The sequence below is a fragment of the Stenotrophomonas sp. 78350_Sma genome (assembly GCF_056482105.1).
Genome location: NZ_CM151182.1, coordinates 3027751 through 3049020, shown reverse-complemented (window position 1 = coordinate 3049020; position 21270 = coordinate 3027751). Strand labels below are relative to the sequence as shown.

Here is a 21270-nt window from a genome sequence, read left to right as displayed (position 1 = left end):
TAGGCTGGGCCTCCCGCACCGTGAGGAGTACGTCCCGATGTCCGTCCCCACCATCGCCGTGTTCGTTGGCAGCCTGCGCAAGGATTCCTGCAACCGCAAGCTGGCCCATGCGCTGGAGAAGATCGCCGGCGACCGCGCGCGCTTCCAGTACGTGCAGATCGGTGATCTCCCGCTGTACGACCAGGATTTCGATGGACAGTACCCGCCGCAGGGCACCCGGCTGAAGGATCAGGTGCGTGCCGCCGACGCGGTGCTGTTCGTGACCCCCGAATACAACCGGTCAGTGCCGGGCGTGCTGAAGAACGCCATCGACATCGGCTCGCGCCCCTACGGTGACAGCGCGTTTGCCGGCAAGCCGGCGGCGGTGATCGGCGCTTCCATCGGCCAGATCGGTACTGCCGTGGCCCAGCAGCACCTGCGTATCAGCCTGGCCTTCCTGGATATGCACGTGCTCGGCCAGCCCGAAGCGTTCATCCACTTCAAGGACGGCCTGATCGATGCCGACGGCACGATCCACAACGAGGGCACGCAGAAATTCCTGCAGGGCTACGTGGACCGGTTCCTGGCACTGATCGCGGTGCACGTGAAGGGCGATTGAGACCGATGGGGTCGGAGCAGCCACGCCCGGGGACGGATCCCGGCGCGCAGCGGCGGGCTCTGCCCCCATGTCCCGCTGAGCGGGCCGGAGCCCGTGCGCTGCACGGAATCCGACCCAGGCCCCCTGATCTGCGATAATGACCCATTCGGGCGTCGCAACGGCGCCCGTCGCAGGCATTGCGACGCCCCCGCGCCAGACTGGCCAGGCACCGGCGGATATCCCCCGTTTCTCCACGGCTTATCCACAGGCTTGTCCATGGCCGCCGGGGTCGGCGCATGCCTACACTCGTCCGGCCCACTTTTGCAGGAAACACCGCAGCATGTCCGCTCGTCCCGGCTTCCGTTCCAACCGCAGAGAGCGCGGTGATGGCTTCGATCGCGATCGCGACGAATCGCGTATCGACCAGCTGCGCGTGCCGCCGCATTCGGTGGAAGCCGAGCAGGCGGTGCTGGGTGGCCTGATGCTGGCGCCGGAGGCCTATGACCGGGTCAACGACCAGCTGACCGAGGGCGATTTCTACCGCCGCGATCATCAGATGATCTACCGCGCGATCCGCGAGCTGTCCGAGCGTGAGCGGCCGTTCGACGCGGTGACCCTGGGCGAGTGGTTCGAATCGCAGGGCAAGCTGGAGCTGGTGGGCGATGGCGCCTACCTGATCGAGCTGGCGAGCACCACGCCGTCGGCGGCCAACATCGTGGCCTATGCCGAGATCGTGCGTGACAAGGCGGTGCTGCGGCAGCTGATCCAGGTCGGCACCGACATCGTCAACGATGGTTTCCAGCCGGAGGGCCGTGACAGCAGTGAGCTGCTGGCTTCTGCGGAGAAAAGCGTGTTCGCCATCGCCGAACAGGGGGCACGCGGGCGTACCGACTTCGTGGCCATGCCTGGCGCGCTGAAGGATGCCTTCGAGGAGCTGCGCAACCGCTTCGAGAACGGCGGCAACATCACCGGCCTGCCGACCGGCTACAACGACTTCGATGCGATGACCGCCGGCCTGCAGCCGACCGACCTGATCATCCTCGCCGCGCGCCCGGCCATGGGCAAGACCACGTTCGCACTGAACATCGCCGAGTACGCAGCGATCAAGTCGAAGAAGGGCGTGGCGGTGTTCTCGATGGAAATGTCGGCGTCGCAGCTGGCGATGCGCCTGATTTCCTCCAACGGCCGCATCAACGCACAGCGCCTGCGTACCGGCCAGCTGGAAGACGAAGACTGGAGCCGCGTCACCAGCGCGATCAAGATGCTGAAGGAAACCAAGATCTTCATCGACGATACGCCGGGCGTGTCGCCGGAAGTGCTGCGTTCCAAGTGCCGCCGGCTCAAGCGCGAGCACGACCTGGGCCTGGTGGTGATCGACTACCTGCAGCTGATGAGCGTGCCGGGCAACAGCGAGAACCGCGCGACCGAAATTTCGGAAATCTCGCGTTCGCTGAAGGGCCTGGCCAAGGAACTGCACGTGCCGGTGATCGCGCTGTCGCAGCTCAACCGCTCGCTGGAAACACGTACCGACAAGCGCCCGGTGATGGCTGACCTTCGCGAATCAGGCGCAATCGAGCAGGATGCGGACATGATCGTCTTCATCTACCGCGACGATTACTACAACAAGGAAAATTCGCCGGACAAGGGCCTGGCCGAGATCATCATCGGCAAGCACCGTGGTGGCCCGACCGGTTCGTGCAAGCTGAAGTTCTTCGGCGAATACACCCGCTTCGACAATCTGGCCCACGACTCGGTCGGCTCATTCGAATAGCCGTAGTGCCGGCCGCTGGCCGGCAACCACTCCACGGCCGGCAAACCATTCGAAACGCCAATCTTCCGTATGTGGCGTGTAAATGACATGTAACGCGACGCTTCTACGATTCCGCCGCTGCTGCCCTTCGACGCCGCCCTTCGGCGTCCAGCGTGCCCAAGGAATCCGCCCCCATGCCGTCCCACGCTCCGCTCCGCCGCAATCTGCTGGCCCTGCTGGTCTGTGCTTCGCTGCCGTCGCTTGCCGCCGCTGAAACCGCCCCCGCCGCCGACGCACCGTCGGCCACCACGCTCGATTCGATCTCGGTGATCGGCCGCGGTGAAGCGCGCCAGGTCCAGCGCGTGACCGCCGAGGACATGAAAGTGCTGCCGCCTGGTGCGAACCCGCTGAAGCTGCTGGCGACCAAGCCGGGCGTGCATTTCGAATCGGCCGACGCCACAGGTGCCTACGAGTGGTCCACCACCATCAGCCTGCGTGGCTTCAACCAGAACCGCCTGGGCTACACGCTCGATGGCATTCCGCTGGGCAACATGGCCTACGGTAACAGCAACGGCCTGCACATCAGCCGTGCGGTGATCAGCGAGAACCTGGGCGGTGCGGAGGTCTCCACCGGCATTGGCGCGCTGGGTACGCCGTCCACCAGCAACCTCGGCGGTGTGTTCCAGTTCTATTCGATCGATCCGTCCACCGAGTATGGCGTGGTGCTGGCACAGAGCTTCGGCAGCGACAACGCGCGCCGCAGCTATGCGCGCCTCGATACCGGCGACCACCAGGGCTTTGCGGCCTACCTGTCCGGCGCGTACTCGGAAGGCGACAAATGGAAGGGCAAGGGCTCGCAGGAGCTGAAGCAGTTCAACGGCAAGGCTACCTACAACTTCGGCGCGGACAGCAGGATCACCGCGCTGTTCAACGCCTCGCGCCGCGTTGAGGCCGACTACCAGGACCTGTCGCTGGAGATGATCGATCGTCTCGGCTGGGACTGGGACAACTACGCGCCGGACTGGGATCGCGCCGTTGCCGCGGCACGCGGAAAGTACACGGGTGGCGTCAACAGCCCGTGGGACGCGTATTACTCCGGCCACGGCCTGCGCAATGACGACCTGTCCAGCATTGCCGGCGATTTCGGCCTGAACGAGTCGATGCGCCTGAAGGTCAATGTCTACAACCACAGCAACCGTGGCCAGGGCCACTGGTTCAGCCCGTCCAATCCGTCCAACCCGGGCACCAGCCGCGAGATCCCGATCTCGATCCGCACCACCGAGTATGCGATCGACCGCACGGGCGTGACCTCGGCGTTCACCTGGAACGTGGCGGGCCACGAACTGGAAGCGGGCCTGTGGTACGAAGACAACGGCCACAGCGTGCAGCGCAACTTCTACTACATCGACGGCCCGATCACCGACGATTTCTTCCTGCGCAATCCGGACCAGCGCGTGTGGCACCAGCGCTACACCACCATCACCCGCCAGTTCTACGTGCAGGACCGCTTCCGCCTGTTCGATGACCGCCTGACCATCGACATCGGCGCGAAGTCGCCGCACACCCGCACCAGCGTGCGCACGCCGCTGGGCAGCTATGCCAACAACAGCAGCCTGACCTCGAAGAAGGGCTTCCTGCCGCAGGCCGGCTTCAACTTCAAGCTCAACGAAGGCAACGAGATTTTTGGTTCGTTCGCCAAGAACATCGCGGCCTATGCGCTGGGCGTGGGCAGCCCGTTCAACGTACCGCAGGCCGCATTCGATGCCAGCGCGAAGAACCTGAAGCCGGAACAGTCGCGCACCATCGAGCTGGGCTGGCGCGGCTATGGCCAGGGCTATGAAGCCTCGGTGGCGGTGTATGACGTGAAGTTCGACAACCGCCTGCTGGCCATTGCCCAGTGCGTGGGCATCCTCGGTTGCCCGGCGCTGTTCTCCAACGTCGGTTCGGTGACCAGCCGCGGCGCCGAGGCGACCCTGCAGCTGAAGCCCATGCAGGACCTGGCGTGGTCCAACGCGCTGTCGTGGAATGACAGCACCTACGACAACGACTACGTGAACAACGGCGTGGTGCCGACCCGCGGCAAGAAGACCGTCGATACCCCGGAATGGATGTTCGCCAGCACCCTGGCCTGGACGCCGGGCCCGTGGGACATGCGCCTGTCGGCCAACCACGTCGGCAAGCGTTTCGTGACCTATACCAACGACGTGTCGGTGCCGAGCTACTGGCTGGTCAATGCTTCGGTGGCCTATGACTTCGGCAAGCTCGGCCCGGCACAGAACCTGACCGTGGCGCTGAACCTGACCAACCTGACCGACAAGCGCTACCTGTCCTCGATCAACACCAACGGCACCTACGCCGCCGACCCGACCCGCAGCCTGGCGACCATGCAGGTCGGTGCGCCGCGGCAGGTGATGGCCACCGCCACCGTGCACTTCTGATGCGCGGGCCTGTCGATCCGGAAAGCCGTCGTCGCCTGTTGCGCATGGCATGGCAGGGCACGGGGGCAGCGATCGCACTGGCGGCGATGCCGGGGCTGGCTACGGCCGGCCCACGCCCGCGGTTGGGACGTGATCCGTTCACCCTGGGCGTCGCTGCCGGCGATCCGGATCCGCAGGGGGCAGTACTGTGGACGCGTCTGGCGCCGGACCCGCTCAACGGCGGTGGCATGCCGTCGCGGGCGGTGCCGGTGCGCTGGTTCGTGGCCGAAGACCCCGGCATGCGCCGGCTGGTGCAGCGTGGCGTCGCCGCGGCGGTGCCGGAGCTGGCGCATTCGGTACATGTGGAAGTCAGCGGCCTTCGCCCGGGCCGTGACTACTACTATCGTTTCGCCTGCGATGGCGATGAGGAAAGCGCGGTCGGTCACTTCCGCACCGCGCCGCTGCTGGACACGCAGCTGCAGCAGCTGCGGCTGGCGTTGTGCACCTGCCAGGCCTGGAACAGCGGCTACTACCCGGTGTTGCGCGATATCGCGCAGAGCGATGTCGACCTGGTGCTGCATGCCGGCGACTACCTGTACGAATACAGCCCGCTGCAGAACGCACGCGGGCGCACGCTGGATGCCGGGCGCTTCAGCGGCGAGACCGTCAGCCTGGAGCGCTACCGCGACCAGTACGCGCTGTACAAGCTCGATCCCGATCTGCAGGCCGCGCACGCCGCACACGCGTTCGCGGTGATCTGGGACGACCACGAGGTGCAGAACGATTACTCGGGCATCCATCCGGAGAAGCCCGGCGTCTCGACGGAGGACTTCATCGTTCGCCGCGCGGCGGCCTACCGCGCGTTCTACGAACACCTGCCGATGCGCAGCACGCCTGCGGGCAACGGTGGCCTGCACGTGCATCGGCGCCTGCGTTACGGCGATCTTGCACAGCTGACGCTGCTCGACTGCCGCCAGTTCCGTCCGGCCAACCCCTGCGGGGTGGGCGAGTCGCCGCGCTGCGAGGCCGCCTTGGACCCGCGCATGAGCATGCTGGGCGTGGGCCAGGAAGCCTGGTTCGCGCAGTCGATGGCGGCCGCACGCGGCACGCGCTGGAACGTGGTGGTGCAGCAACTGTTGATGGCACAGCTGCGGCTGGACGGTGGCACGCCACGCGAACGCTTCTGGAACGATGCCTGGGATGGTTATCCGGCGGCTCGCAACCGCCTGCTGCAGGCGATGCAAGCGGGTGGGCAGGGTAATGCCATCGTGCTGGGCGGGGACTGGCATTCCACCTTCGTCAACGACCTGAAGCTGGACTTCGATGCCGCCAGTGCGCCAGTCGTGGCCACCGAATTCATCGCCCCGGCGATCAGCAGCGGCGGCGACGACACGCCGTACGGTCCGTACTACGGACCGTCGATACCGCAGAACCCGCATATCCGCTATTTCGACGGAGACCGCCGCGGCTGGTGGAAGCTGCAGCTGAACCGGCAGACCGTGGATGCCGAGCTTCGCTTCGCCGACAGCGTCCTGCGCGCCGATGCGCCGGCGCGAACCGCGGCCCGCTTCCAGGTCACCCACGGCCGCCCGGGCGCAGTGCAGCTCCTGTAGAGCCGAGCCCACGCTCGGCTGCTCTCTGCCTCCGGTGGGTGCGGACCGTTGGTCCGCACATTCCCATGAGCAGCCGAGCGTGGGCTCGGCTCTACAACAGCGCTGGATCGGTTTCATCGCTCCCAGCCCGGTTTCGTCGCAAACCGTTTGCGCGCGGCAAGGGCAGGGCGCCAAGGTGTCCGCAGGCGGCAGGGTGCCGCCACAAGGAGACCGTGATGAAGACCCTGTTCGCGCTCGGTGTGTGGTGCCTGCTGTTCGTGCTGTGCTGGCCGCTGGCGATCCTCGCTCTGATCGCCTGGCCGTTCGTGTGGCTGCTGAGCCTGCCGTTCCGCCTGGTCGGCATCACCTTCTCGGCCCTGTTCGCCTTCCTGCGTGCGCTGTTCATGCTGCCGGCGCGCCTGCTGGGTGGCCGGGCGGTGGCGGCATGAGGGCCGTGCTGCTGGTGGGTCTGGTTCTGCTTGCGGGGCCGGGACTGGCCACACCTCCAGCCCCGCCATCGGTGTGGCTGGAGCGCCAGCAGACTGCTGCGGCTGACGAGGCGAATGCTGCAGCGGTCTCTGTGCCGAAAGCCAAGGAGCGCTGCCGGGTCACGAAGGAATGGAAGGTCGGCGAGACGGTGGTGCAGCACAAGGTCTGCGACGATCCACCCAGGAAGCCGGCTGGAAAGGTGTAGAGCCGAGCCTACGCTCGGCTGCACATCATGCTGCCTCTGCGCGCAGCGCCGCCTGCACGGCCGGTCGCGCATTGACCCTGCGGATGTACGCAGGCAAGGCCGGCCACGCCGCAAGGTCGATGGCGAAGAACCGGCACCAGCCCAGCACGGTGAACAGATAGGCGTCGGCCACACTGAAGGACGGTCCCATCAGGAAGTCCTGTTGCGCCAGTGTCTCCTGCAGCATGTCGAAACGCTTGAACAGCTTCTCGCGGAAGAATGCCTTCGCGTCCTTCGGGAGTGCCGCATTGAACAGCGGTGCCGAGCCAGCGTGGATTTCGCTGGTGACGAAGTTCAGCCATTCCTGCAGTCGTACCCGCTCCCAGCTGCCGACGGGCGGGGCCAGCGCGCATTCGGGTTTCAGGTCGGCCAGGTACTGGACGATGGCCGGGCCTTCGGTCAGCACCTGACCGTCATCCAGTTCCAGCGCCGCCACATAACCTTTGCGGTTGATGCTGCGGAAATCGCGGCCATCGGCGGTCTGTTTGGTGGTGTTGTCGACCTTGACCAGCTCGAAGGGCAGGCCAAGCTCGCGCAGCACGATATGCGGCGAAAGCGAGCAGGTGTAGGGCGCGTAGTAGAGCTTCATGGACGGTCTCGAGGCGGAAAGGACGGCTGGGCCAGCCGATGCGAAGGAGTCTGCTGGGTGAGCGGCATCCGGTAAAATCAATCTTCGATTTTCCTGCCATAAGCCGAGCTACTGCCTGCCATGATGAATCTTGCCCATTGGCGCCTGTTGGTTGCTGTGGCCGACGAGGGAACCATCTCGCGCGGCGCTGATCGCGTCGGCATCAGCCAGTCCGGTGCCAGCCAGGCGCTTGCCCAGCTGGAGTCCTCCCTGGGCTTTGCGGTGTTCGTGCGCGAGCGGCGGCAGGTGGAGATCACCGCGCTCGGGCAGCGGGTGATCGAACACGCACGCATCATGCTGGGCGGTCTGCAGGCGATCCGCGCGCTGGCCGATGACAGCCAGGGGCTCAATGGCGCACGCATCCGCCTGGCGACCTTCCCGTCGCTCGTTTCCAGTGTGCTGCCCGCGCTGCTGCGTGACTTCCAGCGCCGTCACCCGGGCATCGAGGTGGTGGCGGTGGAGGGCACCGACGAGGAGGTGGAGTGCTGGCTCGAATCAGGCACGGTCGACGCCGGCGTGGTGATGAACCCCGCTGCCGATCGCACCCCGTTGATGCTGGGCAGCGATGGGTGGATGGCGGTGCTTGCGCAGTCGCATCCGCTGGCGCGGCGTGCCACGGAAAGCGGGGTGGCCTTGAGCGAGCTGGCGGCCGAGCCCTTCATCCTCGCAACAGGGGGCTGTGCGGTGAACGGTCAGCGCCTGATGGCGGAGGCCGGTCTACAGCTGAGCGACGTACGGGTGACCGTGCGGGACTGGGCCAGCGCGTGCGTGCTGGCCCGCGAGGGCCTGGGAGTCTCGCTGGTGCCGGAATCGACCTTGCCGGACGATCTGCACGGCCTGCGCGTGCTGCCGGTGCAGCCGGGCATCCGGCGCGTGTTCGGCCTGGTCTGTTCGCAGGCGGGGCGCGCATCGCGTGCAACGCAGGTGTTCATGCAGGAGCTGGGCCCGGCCGCTGCGGGCCGGGCGTCCGGATCAGCGTGAACCCGCTGCCGGCGAGGAGCCGGAGCGTGGGGGCGTCGGCTGCCCGGCAGGGTTGCGGGCAACAAAAAAACCCCGCCGAGGCGGGGCTTTTTGTATCCAGCCATGCCGGCCAGCGGCCGGCACTACCCGCGAACGATCAGTTCGCCTTGTGGATGGCGCGCTTGCTGACTGCCATCGCCGCGTCGTGGATCACTTCCGACAGCGACGGGTGGGCGTGGCAGATGCGGGCCAGGTCATCGGCCGAGCCGCTGAACTCCATGGTCAGCACGCCTTCGTGCACCAGCTCGGAGACGTTGGCGCCGACCAGGTGCATGCCGAGGATGCGATCGGTTTCGGCATGGGCCAGGATCTTCACGAAGCCTGCCGGCTCGATCATCGCCACGGCACGGCCGTTGGCGGCGAACGGGAAGCTGCCGGCCTTGTACGGAATGCCCTCGGCCTTCAGCTGGGCTTCGGTCTTGCCGACCCAGGCCAGTTCCGGCTCGGTGTAGATGACCCACGGGATGGTGTCGAAGTTGACGTGGCCCGGCAGGCCGGCGATCAGCTCAGCTACCGCGATGCCTTCCTCGAAGCCCTTGTGCGCCAGCATCGGGCCGCGCACGCAGTCGCCGACCGCCCACACGCCGTTGACGCCGGTGTGGCAGTGCGCGTCGACTTCGATCTGGCCGCGCTCGTTGATCTTGACGCCGGTGCCTTCGGCCAGCAGGCCCTTGGTGGCGGCGCGACGGCCGACGGCCACCAGCAGCTTGTCCACGGTCAGGGTCTTTTCGCCTTCGCTGTCGGTGTAGGTGACAACGACTTCCTTCTTCTTGCCCTTGCCGGTGATCTCGGTCTTGGAGACCTTGGCACCGAGGCGGATGTCCAGGCCCTGCTTCTTGAATTCCTTGGCAGCGGTCTTGGCCACTTCGGCGTCGGCCACGGCCAGGAATTCCGGCAGTGCTTCCAGGATGGTGACTTCAGCGCCCAGGCGCTTCCACACGCTGCCCAGTTCCAGGCCGATGACGCCGGCGCCGATCACGGCCAGGCGGTTCGGCACTTCGGTGAAGTCCAGGCCGCCGACGTTGTCGACGATGGTCTCGCCGTCGAACTTGGCGAACGGCAGTTCGATCGAATCCGAACCGGCCGCGATGATGACGTTGGTGCCCTTCAGCTCGACGATGGAACCGTCATGCTGGGTGACCTTGACCACGTTGCCCGGCTGCAGTTCGCCGAAACCGTAGTAAGCGGCGACCTTGTTGGCCTTGAACAGCATGCCGATGCCGCCGGTGAACTGCTTGACGATCTTGTCCTTGCGGCCAACCATCGCCTCGACGTCGATCTTGGCATCCTTGAAGCTGATGCCGTGGTCGCCAAAGATGTGGCCCATGTTCCAGAACTGGCGCGAGGAATCCAGCAGCGCCTTGGACGGGATGCAGCCCACGCGCAGGCAGGTGCCGCCGAGGGCCGGCTTGCCGTCCTTGCCCAGCGCTGCGTCGATGCAGGCGGTCTTCAGGCCCAGCTGGGCCGCGCGGATGGCAGCGTGGTAACCGGCCGGGCCGGCACCGATGACGACGACGTCGAATTGTTCAGCCATTGAATTATTCCTTGATGCATTACCAGAACCCCTCCACGCAGGCGCGGAGGGGCGGGAGGTGTCTTACAGGCCGAACAGCATGCGGCCCGGGTTTTCCAGCTGGTTCTTGATGTCCACCAGGAACTGCACCGAATCCTTGCCGTCGATGATGCGGTGGTCGTACGACAGCGCCAGGTACATCATCGGCGCGATCACGACCTGGCCGTTCTGGGCGATCGGACGCTCCTTGATGGCGTGCATGCCCAGGATGGCGCTCTGCGGCGGGTTGATGATCGGGGTCGACAGCAGCGAACCGAAGGTGCCGCCGTTGGTCACGGTGAAGGTGCCGCCCTGCAGTTCTTCCAGGCTCAGCTTGCCGTCACGGGCCTTCTTGGCGTAATCGGCGATGGTCTTCTCGATGTCGGCGAACGACATGCGCTCGACGTTGCGCAGGACCGGCGTGACCAGGCCCTTCTCGGTCGACACGGCGATCGAGATGTCCGAGTAGCCGTGGTAGATGATGTCGTCGCCGTCGATCGAGGCGTTGACCAGCGGGAAGCGCTGCAGGGCATTGGCAGCGGCCTTCACGAAGAAGCTCATGAAGCCCAGCTTGATGCCGTGGGCCTTGACGAACTCGTCCTGCAGTTCCTTGCGCGCAGCCGAGACCTTGGACAGGTCGACTTCGTTGAAGGTGGTCAGCATCGCGGTGGAGTTCTTCGACTCCATCAGGCGCTCGGCGATGCGCTTGCGGATGCGGGTCATCGGCACGCGTTCTTCCGGACGTGCGCCACCGGCCTTGCCGGCGCCGCCGTTGCGGGCGAAGTTGACGATGTCTTCCTTGGTGACCGCGCCGCGACGGCCGGTGCCGTCGACGTCGGCCGGGTTCACGCCTTCGGTGATGGCGGTGAAGCGGGCGCCCGGCGGCAGGGTGTCGGCGGCCGACTTGGCAGCCGGGGCCGGAGCGGCGGCAGCGGCCGGCGCAGCAGCGGCCGGGGCAGCGGCTGCAGCCGGAGCGGCTTCAGCGGCCGGAGCCGGGGCAGCAGCGACGGCGCCTTCTTCGATGATCGCCACGACCTGGCTGGAGGTCACGGTCGAGCCTTCGGCGAACTTGATCTCCTTCAGCACGCCGTCGACCGGCGACGGCACTTCCAGGACGACCTTGTCGGTTTCCAGGTCAAGCAGGTTTTCGTCGCGCTTGACGGCGTCGCCCACCTTCTTGTGCCAGGTGGCGATGGTGCCGTCGGCGACGGATTCGGGCAGTACCGGGGCTTTGACTTCGGTGGCCATTGCGGGAGCTTCCTGGTTTGTCTTCTAAATAGGGGGAGGATTATTCAGCGAACGTGTCGTTGAACGGGTTGACCAGTGCGTCGGCGACCAGCTGCTGCTGTTCGCGGACGTGGTCAGCCATGTGACCGGCAGCCGGCGAAGCCGAACGTGCGCGACCGGCGTAGTGCAGGTTCTGGCCATCGGCCAGGCAGAACTGCAGGTGGTGGCGGATCTGGTACCACGCACCCTGGTTCTGCGGTTCTTCCTGCGTCCACACCACGTCGGTGGCCTTGCCGTACTTCTTCAGTTCGGCAGCCAGCAGCGCACGCGGGAACGGGTACAGCTGCTCCACGCGGATGATCGCCACGTCGTCCTGGCCACGCTTGGTCTGGTCTTCCAGCAGATCGTAGTAGACCTTGCCCGAGCACAGCACCACGCGCTTGACCTTCTTGGCGTCCGCGTTGGCGTCGCCGATCAGGTGCTGGAACTCGCCGTTGGCCAGCTCGTCCAGGGTCGACACGGCCAGCTTGTGGCGCAGCAGCGACTTGGGCGACATCACCACCAGCGGCTTGCGGGTGGTCAGGTGCTGCTGGCGACGCAGCATGTGGAAGGCCTGCGCCGGGGTCGACGGCACCACCACCAGCATGTTCTCCAGCGCGCACAGCTGCAGGAAGCGCTCCAGGCGCGCCGAGCTGTGTTCCGGGCCTTGCCCTTCATAGCCATGCGGCAGCAGCAGGGTCAGGCCGGAAATGCGGCCCCACTTGGCTTCACCGGCGGCGATGAACTGGTCGATGACGACTTGGGCACCGTTGGCGAAGTCGCCGAACTGGCCTTCCCAGATGCACAGCGTGTTCGGATCGGTGGTGGAGAAGCCGTACTCGTAGGCCATCACCGCTTCTTCGCTCAGCAGCGAATCGATGACGGTGGCCTTCTCCGGCGAATCCACCAGCTGCCGCAGCGGCATGTAGTAGTTGTCGGTCTTCTGGTCGTGCAGGATCGCGTGGCGGTGCGTGAACGTACCGCGGCCCACGTCCTGGCCGACCAGGCGCAGTGCATTGCCTTCGTCGAGCAGGGTGGCGTAGGCCAGGTTCTCGGCAAAGCCCCAGTCGCCCGGGATCTCGCCGGCGGCCATCTTGCGGCGGTCGTCGTAGACCTTGGCCACGCGCGAGTGCAGCTGCACGTCTTCGGGAATGGTGTTGATCAGCTTGGCCAGCTCGACCAGCTTGTTCTTCTCGACCTTGGTCGAGATCGGATCGGACAGCTTGCCTTCCAGCAGCTTCGGCCAATCGACGAACAGCGGGCTGGTCGGCGGGGTCTTCTCGACCTTGGCCAGCTCGGTGGTCACTTCACCGGCATCGAGCTTCTCGCGGTACGCATCGACCATCGCCTTGCCGGCGCCGGCGGCGATCACGCCTGCCTTTTCCAGCTGCTCGGCGTACATCTCGCGGGTGGTGGCGTGCTTGCGGATCACCTGGTACATCAGCGGCTGGGTGATCGCCGGCTCGTCGGCCTCGTTGTGGCCCCAGCGGCGGTAGCACATCAGGTCGATGACCACGTCCTTGGCGAACTTCTGGCGGAACTCGAAGGCCAGCTGCGCGGCGAACACCACCGCTTCCGGATCATCACCGTTCACGTGCAGCACCGGGGCGGCGATCATCTTCGCCACGTCGGTGGCATAGCGCGTGGAGCGCGTATCCAGCGGGTTGGAGGTGGTGAAGCCGACCTGGTTGTTGACCACGATGTGCACGGTGCCACCGACGGCGAAGCCGCGGGCCTGCGACATCTGGAACAGTTCCATGACCACGCCCTGGCCGGAGAAGGCCGCGTCGCCGTGGATCAGGATGGGCATGACCTGCTTGCGGGCGGTGTCCTTGCGGCGCTCCTGGCGCGAACGCACGGAACCGGCCACGACCGGGTCGGCGATTTCCAGGTGCGACGGGTTGAACGCCAGCGCCAGGTGCACCGGGCCGCCGTCGGTAGCCACGTCGGCGGAGAAGCCCATGTGGTACTTCACGTCACCGGCCGAGGCGTGCTCGTCGTGCTCGAACTTGCCTTCGAATTCGTCGAACAGCTTGCGCGGGTTCTTGCCCAGGGTGTTGACCAGCACGTTCAGGCGGCCGCGATGGGCCATGCCGATCACCACGTCCTTGACGCCATCCTTGCCGGCGCTGCGGATGATGGTGTCCATCATCGGGATCAGCGAGTCGCCGCCTTCCAGCGAGAAGCGCTTCTGGCCGACGTACTTGGTGTGCAGGTAGCGCTCCAGGCCTTCGGCCGCGGTCAGGCGCTCCAGGGTGCGGCGCTGGGTGTCAGCGTCCAGCTGGTAGTTGCCACCGGCCAGTTCCAGCTTCTTGTAGATCCACTGGCGCTGCTCGACCTCGGAGATGTGCATGAACTCCGCACCGATCGAGCCGGTGTAGGTCGCCTTCAGGCGTGCCAGCAGGTCGCGCAGCTTCATGCGCGGCTGGCCACCGACGCCGCCGGTGCTGAATTCGCTGTTGAGGTCGCCATCGGACAGGCTGTGGAACGGCAGGCCCAGGTCCGGGGTGTTGACCGGTGCGGCCAGGCCCAGCGGGTCCAGGCGGGCGTCCAGGTGGCCACGCGAGCGGTAGGCGGTGATCAGGCGACCGACATTGCGCTCACGCTCGTCGCCCGCACCGCTGCCGGTGCCGGCTTTCAGCGCATCCTTGGCCGCGTCCGCGATGTGGGAGATGACAGCCGAGTGCGGGATGTCACCTGCTTCGCGGCCCTTGAAGCCGTCGAAGTAGGTTTTCCATTTGGGATCGACACTATCCGGGGAGACCAGGTACTGCTCGTACAGGTCCTCGACATAGGAGGCGTTGCCGCCGGCGAGTTGCGAAGATTGCGCAAACTGCTTCAGTTGATTGTCCACGATGGAGGGTGCTGATTCGCTTTGTGGGGTATGGCTTCAGAAGGACCCGGCACGAAGATGAATAGCCATGCACGGGCGCGTTCAAACAGCCAAATTGTACCCCCAACCGGACACGAAGGGGCACCACCAGAGGCATCGCGCCTCCCCCGGTGCCGCTCCCAGACAGGTTGGCGCGGTGGCGCGCGCTCAGATACCGAGAGCACGCAGTTCGCTGCAATCGCGCGAACGGTCCCAGACACGCTGCAATTGCTGCTCGAACGGCTGCGAACGTGCTGGCAGCGCGATGCCGGCCTCGCCGTCGAGGCGATGGCCGATCAGACGAAAGTAGAAGTCGCCCGCATCGTTGAGCAGGCAGGCCGAGGCCAGCGCGCGGTCGACCGGATCGCTGACCTCGCGGAACTGGATCACGCTGGGCAGGCGCTGGGCCAGCGCCAGCAGCGGCGCGCCGGCAGCGGCGATCGCTGCCGCGTCGTGCACGATCACCCGCAGCTGCTTGTCGTGACGGGCGGTGACGAAGCGGCGCAGGGCGGCCTGCACCGGCGGCGCGTCAAACAGCCCCGGGTCCAGCTGGCGGTTGTGCAGCCACAGCTGGCGGCGGGCGCGGTGGACGATGGCGGTGGTGATGGCTACCGCTTCGGCGCGGCTGTCGATCGCGCTGGCCGCGCCCGGCCGGCGGCGCATCTGCTGGTGGCCGATGCCGGCCTCTTCGAACACCTCGCCTTCGGGCAGGAAGCCCTGGCGGGCATAGAAATCGCGGGCCGGCAGCTGGGCGTGCAGGTGCAGTTCGGCCAGGCCCAGCCTGCGCCCGGCCTCGACCAGAGCCTCCAGCAGGGCCTCGCCGACCCCGTGGCTGCGATGGCTGGCCAGCACCGCCATGCGGCCGATGCGGCCATCCGGTGCCAGCCGGCCGGTGCCGACCGGCTGGCCGTCACTGTCCAGCGCCAGCACGTGGGCGCTGACCGGGTCCAGCGCGTCGCGCTCCAGTTCGGCGGCGATGCCCTGTTCCTGCACGAACACCCGCTGCCGCACGTCGTGGATGGCGACGTGGGCGTCGGCGTGGCTGACCTGCTGGACCCGGACCATGGCAGGTCTCAGGCGCGACCGTCGTCGCTGTCGTCTTCGTCGTGATCCTCGAAGTTGACGATGACCTCGATACCGTCGTCGTGCACGGTCACGGTGTGGACATCGTCGGACACCGCGTCGGCGTCGATCGCGTCGACACGGTCACGGCCTTCGACCACTTCGCCGAGCACCACGGCGTCCTCGCTGTCGTCCTCGTCTTCAGCGTCATACACCTCGTTCGGATCGATCAGCTGGAACACGCCACCGACCAGCAGCTGCTGGACCACGGCGCGGCCCTTGTCGGACAGGCCGCGATAGGCGGCGGCGTCGAGCTGCTCGGCACCGGCCAGGCGCTGTGCGTCCTTCACCGGCAGCGCGAAGTCCTGGCCGCTGACATACAGGCTGGCGCCACGCTTGGCCCGGCGCCAGGCCAGTCGCGCCCACGGGTGGCGTTGCAGCAGCAGGCCCGAGGCCAGCGCCTGGACCACTTCCTCCGGCGTCGGCGCGGCCTGGTGCGCCATCACTTCGCCCGCGGCGCGGTAGGTGGTGATGAAGCGGCCGAACCAGTCGCCCAGCTTGTCCGGGTCGTTCATGCGGATGGCGTTGAGAGCGGTGATCACCCGCGCCATCGCCACCGTGTCGATTTCGTTCGGGTCGGCCGGCACCTTCAGGTCGGCATCCTGGTAGCGGATGTTCTCGTCGGCATCGGCGATCAGGGTGTCCAGGTAATCGCTGATCAGCTCGGCCGAGGCCGGCGCACGCATGCCGAACGAGAAGGTCAGGCACGGATCTTCGGCCACCCCGTGGTGCGGCACGTTCGGCGGCAGGTACAGCATGTCGCCCGGCGCCAGCACCCAGTCATGGGTGGGCTTGAACACTTTCAGCAGCTTCAGTTCCACGTCCGGGCGGAAGCCCAGCGGCGGCTGCTTGCCCTTGATCGATTCGCTGGCGTCGATCTGCCAGCGGCGATGGCCGTGGGCCTGCAGCAGGAACACGTCGTACTGGTCGACATGGGCGCCAACCGAGCCACCGGTGGCGGCGAAGCTGATCATCACGTCATCCATGCGCCAGCGCGGCAGGAAGCGGAAATGCTCGATCAGGGCGCGCACGTCCTTGTCCCACTTGTCGACGTCCTGCACCAGCAGGGTCCAGTCGTGGTCGGGCAGGGCGGGGAAGATGTCTTCCTGGAACGGGCCGCTACGCACGCGCCAGCCGTCCTGGGCCTTGTCGTGCTCGATCAGGCGCGCCAGCACGCCTTCCTCGCAGGCCAGGCCCGCGAGGTCTTCCGGCTGAACCGGCGTCTGGAAATCGGGGAAGGCGTTGCGGATCAGCAGCGGGCGTTTCTGCCAGAAGTCGCGCAGGAAGGTGGCCGGCGCCATGCCCAGCGGCTGGCCGGGGCGGGCGGTGACTTCGATGAGGGGGGCGGAGGACTTGCGGGCGGCCATGGGGGAATCCTTGCAGCGGAAAGCGGGAGGGGCGGCGCAGCGGGCCGCCAAGGGTTCCATTGTCCGCCGTTCGTGGGGATTGCGCACGTGCGCGGGTTTGTCGCGGGGTGTCCGGCCAACGGCGGAGCCCCTCGTGGCGGGGTGGTTGGTCGCGCAAAGCGCCGGCTTCCTGGGCTGGGCCGGGCGGGGTGGGTTCGCGGGACACGCCGTAAACCCATCCATGGGGGCTCGATGGCGCCATCCATGGCGCCAACGGTCCCGCGAACCCACCCCGCCCGGCCCCTGACAGTTTCCTGCGCGGCCCGCCACGGAATGGAAGAAGAAAAAGCAAGGCAAAAGCGGGTCGCGCGCTGCGCTTGCTCATCCCAAAACAAAAGAGGGACGCGGCGAAGCCGCGTCCCTCTTTCAAATTCCGTCCCGACAACCCAATGCTCTTCGATCCGTCACCGGGAATCTGTCAGAGGTGGGGCGGGTTGGGTTCGCGGGGGTGTCCGCGGCATGGATGCCGCGGCCAAGCCCCCAGGGACGGGTTCACGGCGTCCCCCGCGAACCCAACCCGCCCCGCCAAGCGAGGCAACAACCCAGAGCCGCTCTTGACGTTGATGTTGCCGTTGCCTGCCGCAGGCAGCGCCCGCGGCCGCCGCCGCAAAGGAAACCCCTTAGATCTTCTTCGCCAGCGACTCGGCCAGGCCGGTGTAGCTGCCCGGGGTCATCTCCAGCAGGCGCTGCTTCGCATCCGCCGGCAGCTCCAGCCCCTGCACGAACGCACGCATCGACTCAGCGGTGATGCCCTGGCCACGGGTCAGCGCCTTCAGCTGCTCGTACGGGTTCGGCAGGCCGTGGCGGCGCATCACCGTCTGTACGGCCTCGGCCAGCACTTCCCAGGCCGCGTCCAGATCGGCGTCCAGGCGCTGCGGGTTCACTTCCAGCTTGCCCAGGCCCTTGGCCAGCGAATCCAGTGCCACCTGGCTGTGGCCGAACGCGGTGCCCAGCGCACGCAGCACGGTGGAGTCGGTCAGGTCACGCTGCCAGCGGCTGATCGGCAGCTTCGCGCTGAAATGCTCGAACAGCGCGTTGGCGATGCCGAAGTTGCCTTCCGCATTCTCGAAATCGATCGGATTGACCTTGTGCGGCATCGTCGACGAGCCGACTTCGCCTTCCTTCAGGCGCTGCTTGAAGTATCCCAGCGAGATGTAGCCCCAGATGTCACGGGCCAGGTCGATCAGGATGATGTTGGCGCGACGCGCGGCATCGCCGATCTCGGCGATGTTGTCGTGCGGCTCGATCTGCGTGGTGTACGGGTTGAACACCAGGCCCAGGCCGGTCACGAAGCGCTCGGCGAAGACCGGCCAGTCCACGTCCGGGTAGCTGGCGATGTGGGCGTTGTAGTTGCCCACCGCGCCGTTGATCTTGCCGGTCAGTTCGACCGCGGCGATCTGTTTGCGCTGGCGCTCCAGGCGGGCGACCACGTTGGCCAGTTCCTTGCCCAGGGTGGTCGGCGAGGCGGTCTGGCCGTGGGTGCGCGACAGCATCGGCTGGCCGGCCTGGGCGTGCGCCAGGGTGCGCAGGGTGGTGGCGATGCCGTCCAGGGTCGGCAGCAGCACTTCGCGGCGGGCCTGCTCCAGCATCAGGCCGTAGCTGAGGTTGTTGATGTCTTCGCTGGTGCAGGCGAAATGCACGAATTCCAGCGCCGGAGCCAGCTCGGCGTCGTCCTTCAGCTGTTCCTTGATGAAGTACTCCACCGCCTTGACGTCATGGTTGGTGGTGCGTTCGATCTCCTTCACGCGCGCGGCCTGTGCCGGGCTGAAGTTGGCGGCCAGGGCGCGCAGGCGGGCGATGGCGGCGTCCGAGAACGGCGCCAGCTCGACGATGCCCGGTTCGGCGGCCAGGGCCAGCAGCCATTCCACCTCGACCACGATGCGGGCCTTGATCAGGCCGTATTCGGAGAAGATCGGGCGCAGGGCGTCGACCTTGCCGGCGTAGCGGCCATCGAGCGGGGACAGGGCGAGCAGGGCGGAATCGGACATGTCGGCAGGGCGGGGACGAGCGGCGGGGCCAATATTCTACGACGTGCCGGTGAGGTAGTGCCGGCCGCTGGCCGGCAATCACGCCCGGCCCGCGATTCCAGGGATTGCCGGCCAGCGGCCGGCACTACCCCTGTGTGCGCACAACGGCCCTGCAGGCGGAACGATCTGGCCCGCGCTCGTCATCCCACCCTGCAGGCAAGGGAGTATCGTTGTCGCAGCCGCCAGCCCGGGAAGCGACACCCTGCCAGCCGCCGCTTCCCTTTCCCCAACTGAAGTAGTGCGGAGTCGATGCAATGAGCAAAGCTGCAAGCAAGGGTGGAACCACCGGGTTCCGGATCGAACACGACAGCATGGGCGAGCTGCAGGTGCCTGCCGATGCCCTGTGGGGCGCGCAGACCCAGCGTGCCGTGCAGAATTTCCCGGTCTCGGGCCAGCGCATGCCGCGCGGTTTCATCCGTGCGCTGGGCCTGGTCAAGGGCGCCGCTGCCGGCGTCAATGCCGAGCTGGGCCACCTGCCCAAGACCGTGGCCATGGCCATCCAGACCGCCGCCGCCGAAGTGGCTGCCGGTGACTGGGATGCGCATTTCCCGATCGACGTCTACCAGACCGGCTCGGGCACGTCGTCGAACATGAATGCCAACGAGGTCATCGCCACCCTGGCCAACCGTGCCGGCAAGGCCGGCAAGACCGTGGTGCACCCCAACGACCACGTCAACCAGGGGCAGAGCTCCAACGACGTGATTCCGACCGCATTGCGCGTGTCGGCGGTGCTGGCGACGCATGAACAGCTGCTGCCGGCGCTGGTGCACCTGCGCAAGACCCTGGACAAGAAGGGCCGCAGCCTGCGCAAGGTGGTCAAGACCGGCCGCACCCACCTGATGGACGCGATGCCGCTCACCTTCGAGCAGGAGTTCGGCGCGTGGTCGGCGCAGCTCGCGTCGGCGCAGGAACGCATCGAGGACAGCCTCAAGCGCGTGCGCCGCCTGCCGCTGGGTGGCACCGCCATCGGCACCGGCATCAATGCCGACCCGCGTTTCGGCGCGCAGGTCGCCAAGGCACTCAAGCAGCAGACCTCGATCAAGTTCGACAGCGCCGAGAACAAGTTCGAAGGGCTGGCGGCGCAGGATGACGCGGTGGAACTGTCCGGCCAGCTCAATGCACTGGCCGTGGCCCTGATCAAGATCGCGAATGATCTTCGCTGGATGAATGCCGGTCCGCTGGCCGGGCTGGGCGAGATCGAACTGCCGGCGCTGCAGCCGGGCAGCTCGATCATGCCGGGCAAGGTCAATCCGGTGATTCCGGAAGCGACCGTGATGGCCTGTGCGCAGGTGATCGGCCACCACACCGCGATCACCGTGGCCGGGCAGACCGGCAACTTCCAGCTCAACGTCACCCTGCCGCTGATCGCAGTGAACCTGCTCGATGGCATCGGCCTGCTGTCCAATGTATCCACCCTGCTGGCCGACAGCGCCATCGCCGGCCTGAAGGTGCGCGAGGACCGCGTGGCCGAAGCGCTGGCGCGCAACCCGATCCTGGTCACCGCGCTGAACCCGATCATCGGCTACGAGAAGGCGGCGGCCATTGCCAAGCGTGCCTACAAGGAACAGCGCCCGGTGCTGGATGTGGCGCTGGAAGACAGCGGGCTTGACGAGGCCGAGCTGCGTCGCCTGCTGGATCCGACCGCGCTGACCGCGGGTGGCATCCACGCTGGGGGCGGTGGCGGCGGCGGTTGATCTGGATTCTGCAATCTGTAGAGCCGAGCCCATGCTCGGCTCGGGTTCCAGTCAGTAGCCGAGCATGGGCTCGGCTCTACAAAAGGAAACGCCGCCCTCGGGCGGCGTTCTTCTTCAGCGACGGTCGGCGACGATGTTGCCGAACGTGTCGGTGTAGTCCTTGAACTCGGGGATGCGCTGGATGAGGTCGGCCGGGATCACCTCCATGCCCTCCGGTGGCTGGATCTTCACCGGCTGCATGTTCGGGTCGGCCGGCGCAGCCACCAGCGTGTTCTGGCGCAGCACCTGCAGCTTGCCGAACATCGTCTGCAGCATCTGCTTCTGTCCGTCGTCCAGCGGAATCTGGATCTCGTCCACCTTCATCGTGCCATCGCCGAGGATGATGATGTTCGGCGCGGGCGGGCGGCGCACGGTCACCATGCCTTCGCTGACGGAAATCTTGGGCTTGCCACGCTCGGCGCGGTGGTTGCGGTAATCCTTGTCGCAGCCGACCAGGCCCAGGCAGAGCAGGGCGGCCAGCAGCAGGAACAACTTCTTCATGGCGTTCGGTTAGGGGGCATCCGGGGCCCCCATTGTAAGCCCGTCGACGCAGCCGGACCGGCAACGGAAGGCCG

At 66.7% G+C, this 21270-nt stretch carries 16 protein-coding genes; 8 read left to right on the top strand and 8 right to left on the bottom strand.

Annotation, left to right across the window (positions count from 1 at the left end):
• The first annotated feature begins 37 nt into the window (after nucleotides 1-37).
• The 6 genes from ACZK4H_RS14175 (at nucleotide 38) to ACZK4H_RS14150 (ending at nucleotide 7030) form a co-directional block, all read left to right on the top strand.
• On the top strand, nucleotides 38-598 hold the full coding sequence (locus ACZK4H_RS14175) for an NADPH-dependent FMN reductase (RefSeq protein WP_099603905.1): 561 nt from the start codon (nucleotides 38-40) through the stop codon (nucleotides 596-598).
• Nucleotides 599-917: 319 nt separating this feature from the next.
• On the top strand, nucleotides 918-2348 hold the full coding sequence (locus tag ACZK4H_RS14170; RefSeq protein WP_099552507.1) for a replicative DNA helicase: 1431 nt from the start codon (nucleotides 918-920) through the stop codon (nucleotides 2346-2348).
• Between the two features lie 173 nt (nucleotides 2349-2521).
• Complete coding sequence (locus ACZK4H_RS14165; RefSeq protein WP_099552506.1) at nucleotides 2522-4765, top strand: TonB-dependent receptor family protein; 2244 nt, start codon at nucleotides 2522-2524, stop codon at nucleotides 4763-4765.
• Nucleotides 4765-6357 carry an alkaline phosphatase D family protein gene (locus ACZK4H_RS14160; protein ID WP_099552505.1) on the top strand — a complete coding sequence of 531 codons (1593 nt, stop codon included), beginning with the start codon at nucleotides 4765-4767 and terminating at the stop codon, nucleotides 6355-6357. Before ACZK4H_RS14165 ends, ACZK4H_RS14160 begins: the two co-directional genes overlap by 1 nt.
• Nucleotides 6358-6572: 215 nt before the next feature.
• Complete coding sequence (locus ACZK4H_RS14155) at nucleotides 6573-6785, top strand: hypothetical protein (protein ID WP_010486834.1); 213 nt, start codon at nucleotides 6573-6575, stop codon at nucleotides 6783-6785.
• Nucleotides 6782-7030, top strand: a complete 249-nt coding sequence (locus ACZK4H_RS14150; RefSeq protein WP_099552504.1) for a hypothetical protein — start codon at nucleotides 6782-6784, stop codon at nucleotides 7028-7030. The genes ACZK4H_RS14155 and ACZK4H_RS14150 overlap by 4 nt, the downstream gene beginning before the upstream one ends.
• Nucleotides 7031-7055: 25 nt before the next feature.
• On the opposite strand, the gene gstA is transcribed toward ACZK4H_RS14150, so the two are convergent.
• The gene (gstA, locus tag ACZK4H_RS14145; RefSeq protein WP_099552503.1) at nucleotides 7056-7658 is read right to left on the bottom strand and encodes a glutathione transferase GstA; all 603 of its coding nucleotides are present in this window, start codon (nucleotides 7656-7658) and stop codon (nucleotides 7056-7058) included.
• A gap of 123 nt (nucleotides 7659-7781) precedes the next feature.
• On the opposite strand from gstA, the gene ACZK4H_RS14140 reads away from it, so the two are divergent.
• Complete coding sequence (locus tag ACZK4H_RS14140) at nucleotides 7782-8678, top strand: LysR family transcriptional regulator (RefSeq protein ID WP_239503834.1); 897 nt, start codon at nucleotides 7782-7784, stop codon at nucleotides 8676-8678.
• A 136-nt stretch (nucleotides 8679-8814) separates the two neighbouring features.
• Here ACZK4H_RS14140 and lpdA read toward each other — a convergent pair whose 3' ends face one another.
• The 6 genes from lpdA to purB all read right to left on the bottom strand — a co-directional run bounded on the left by lpdA (nucleotide 8815) and on the right by purB (nucleotide 18923).
• A complete protein-coding gene (gene lpdA, locus ACZK4H_RS14135; protein WP_008264626.1) occupies nucleotides 8815-10251 on the bottom strand; it encodes a dihydrolipoyl dehydrogenase in 1437 nt (478 codons plus the stop codon).
• A gap of 63 nt (nucleotides 10252-10314) precedes the next feature.
• Nucleotides 10315-11517: a dihydrolipoyllysine-residue succinyltransferase gene (gene sucB, locus ACZK4H_RS14130; RefSeq protein WP_099552501.1), complete on the bottom strand. Its 1203-nt coding sequence runs from the start codon at nucleotides 11515-11517 to the stop codon at nucleotides 10315-10317.
• Between the two features lie 40 nt (nucleotides 11518-11557).
• Complete coding sequence (locus tag ACZK4H_RS14125) at nucleotides 11558-14389, bottom strand: 2-oxoglutarate dehydrogenase E1 component (protein ID WP_099552500.1); 2832 nt, start codon at nucleotides 14387-14389, stop codon at nucleotides 11558-11560.
• Between the two features lie 186 nt (nucleotides 14390-14575).
• Entirely contained in the window at nucleotides 14576-15472 is an 897-nt protein-coding gene (locus tag ACZK4H_RS14120; protein ID WP_099552499.1) for a GNAT family N-acetyltransferase, read from the bottom strand.
• 8 nt (nucleotides 15473-15480) lie between these two features.
• Entirely contained in the window at nucleotides 15481-16896 is a 1416-nt protein-coding gene (locus ACZK4H_RS14115) for a ribosomal protein uL16 3-hydroxylase (protein WP_197577872.1), read from the bottom strand.
• A gap of 659 nt (nucleotides 16897-17555) precedes the next feature.
• Complete coding sequence (purB, locus tag ACZK4H_RS14110; RefSeq protein ID WP_099552630.1) at nucleotides 17556-18923, bottom strand: adenylosuccinate lyase; 1368 nt, start codon at nucleotides 18921-18923, stop codon at nucleotides 17556-17558.
• Nucleotides 18924-19216: 293 nt separating this feature from the next.
• On the opposite strand from purB, the gene ACZK4H_RS14105 reads away from it, so the two are divergent.
• Entirely contained in the window at nucleotides 19217-20656 is a 1440-nt protein-coding gene (locus ACZK4H_RS14105; protein ID WP_099552631.1) for a class II fumarate hydratase, read from the top strand.
• 114 nt (nucleotides 20657-20770) lie between these two features.
• Here the strand turns inward: ACZK4H_RS14105 and ACZK4H_RS14100 are convergent, their stop codons facing one another.
• Nucleotides 20771-21196 (bottom strand): hypothetical protein, encoded by a 426-nt coding sequence (locus ACZK4H_RS14100; RefSeq protein ID WP_033833950.1) that lies wholly within the window; start codon nucleotides 21194-21196, stop codon nucleotides 20771-20773.
• Nucleotides 21197-21270: the final 74 nt, after the last annotated feature.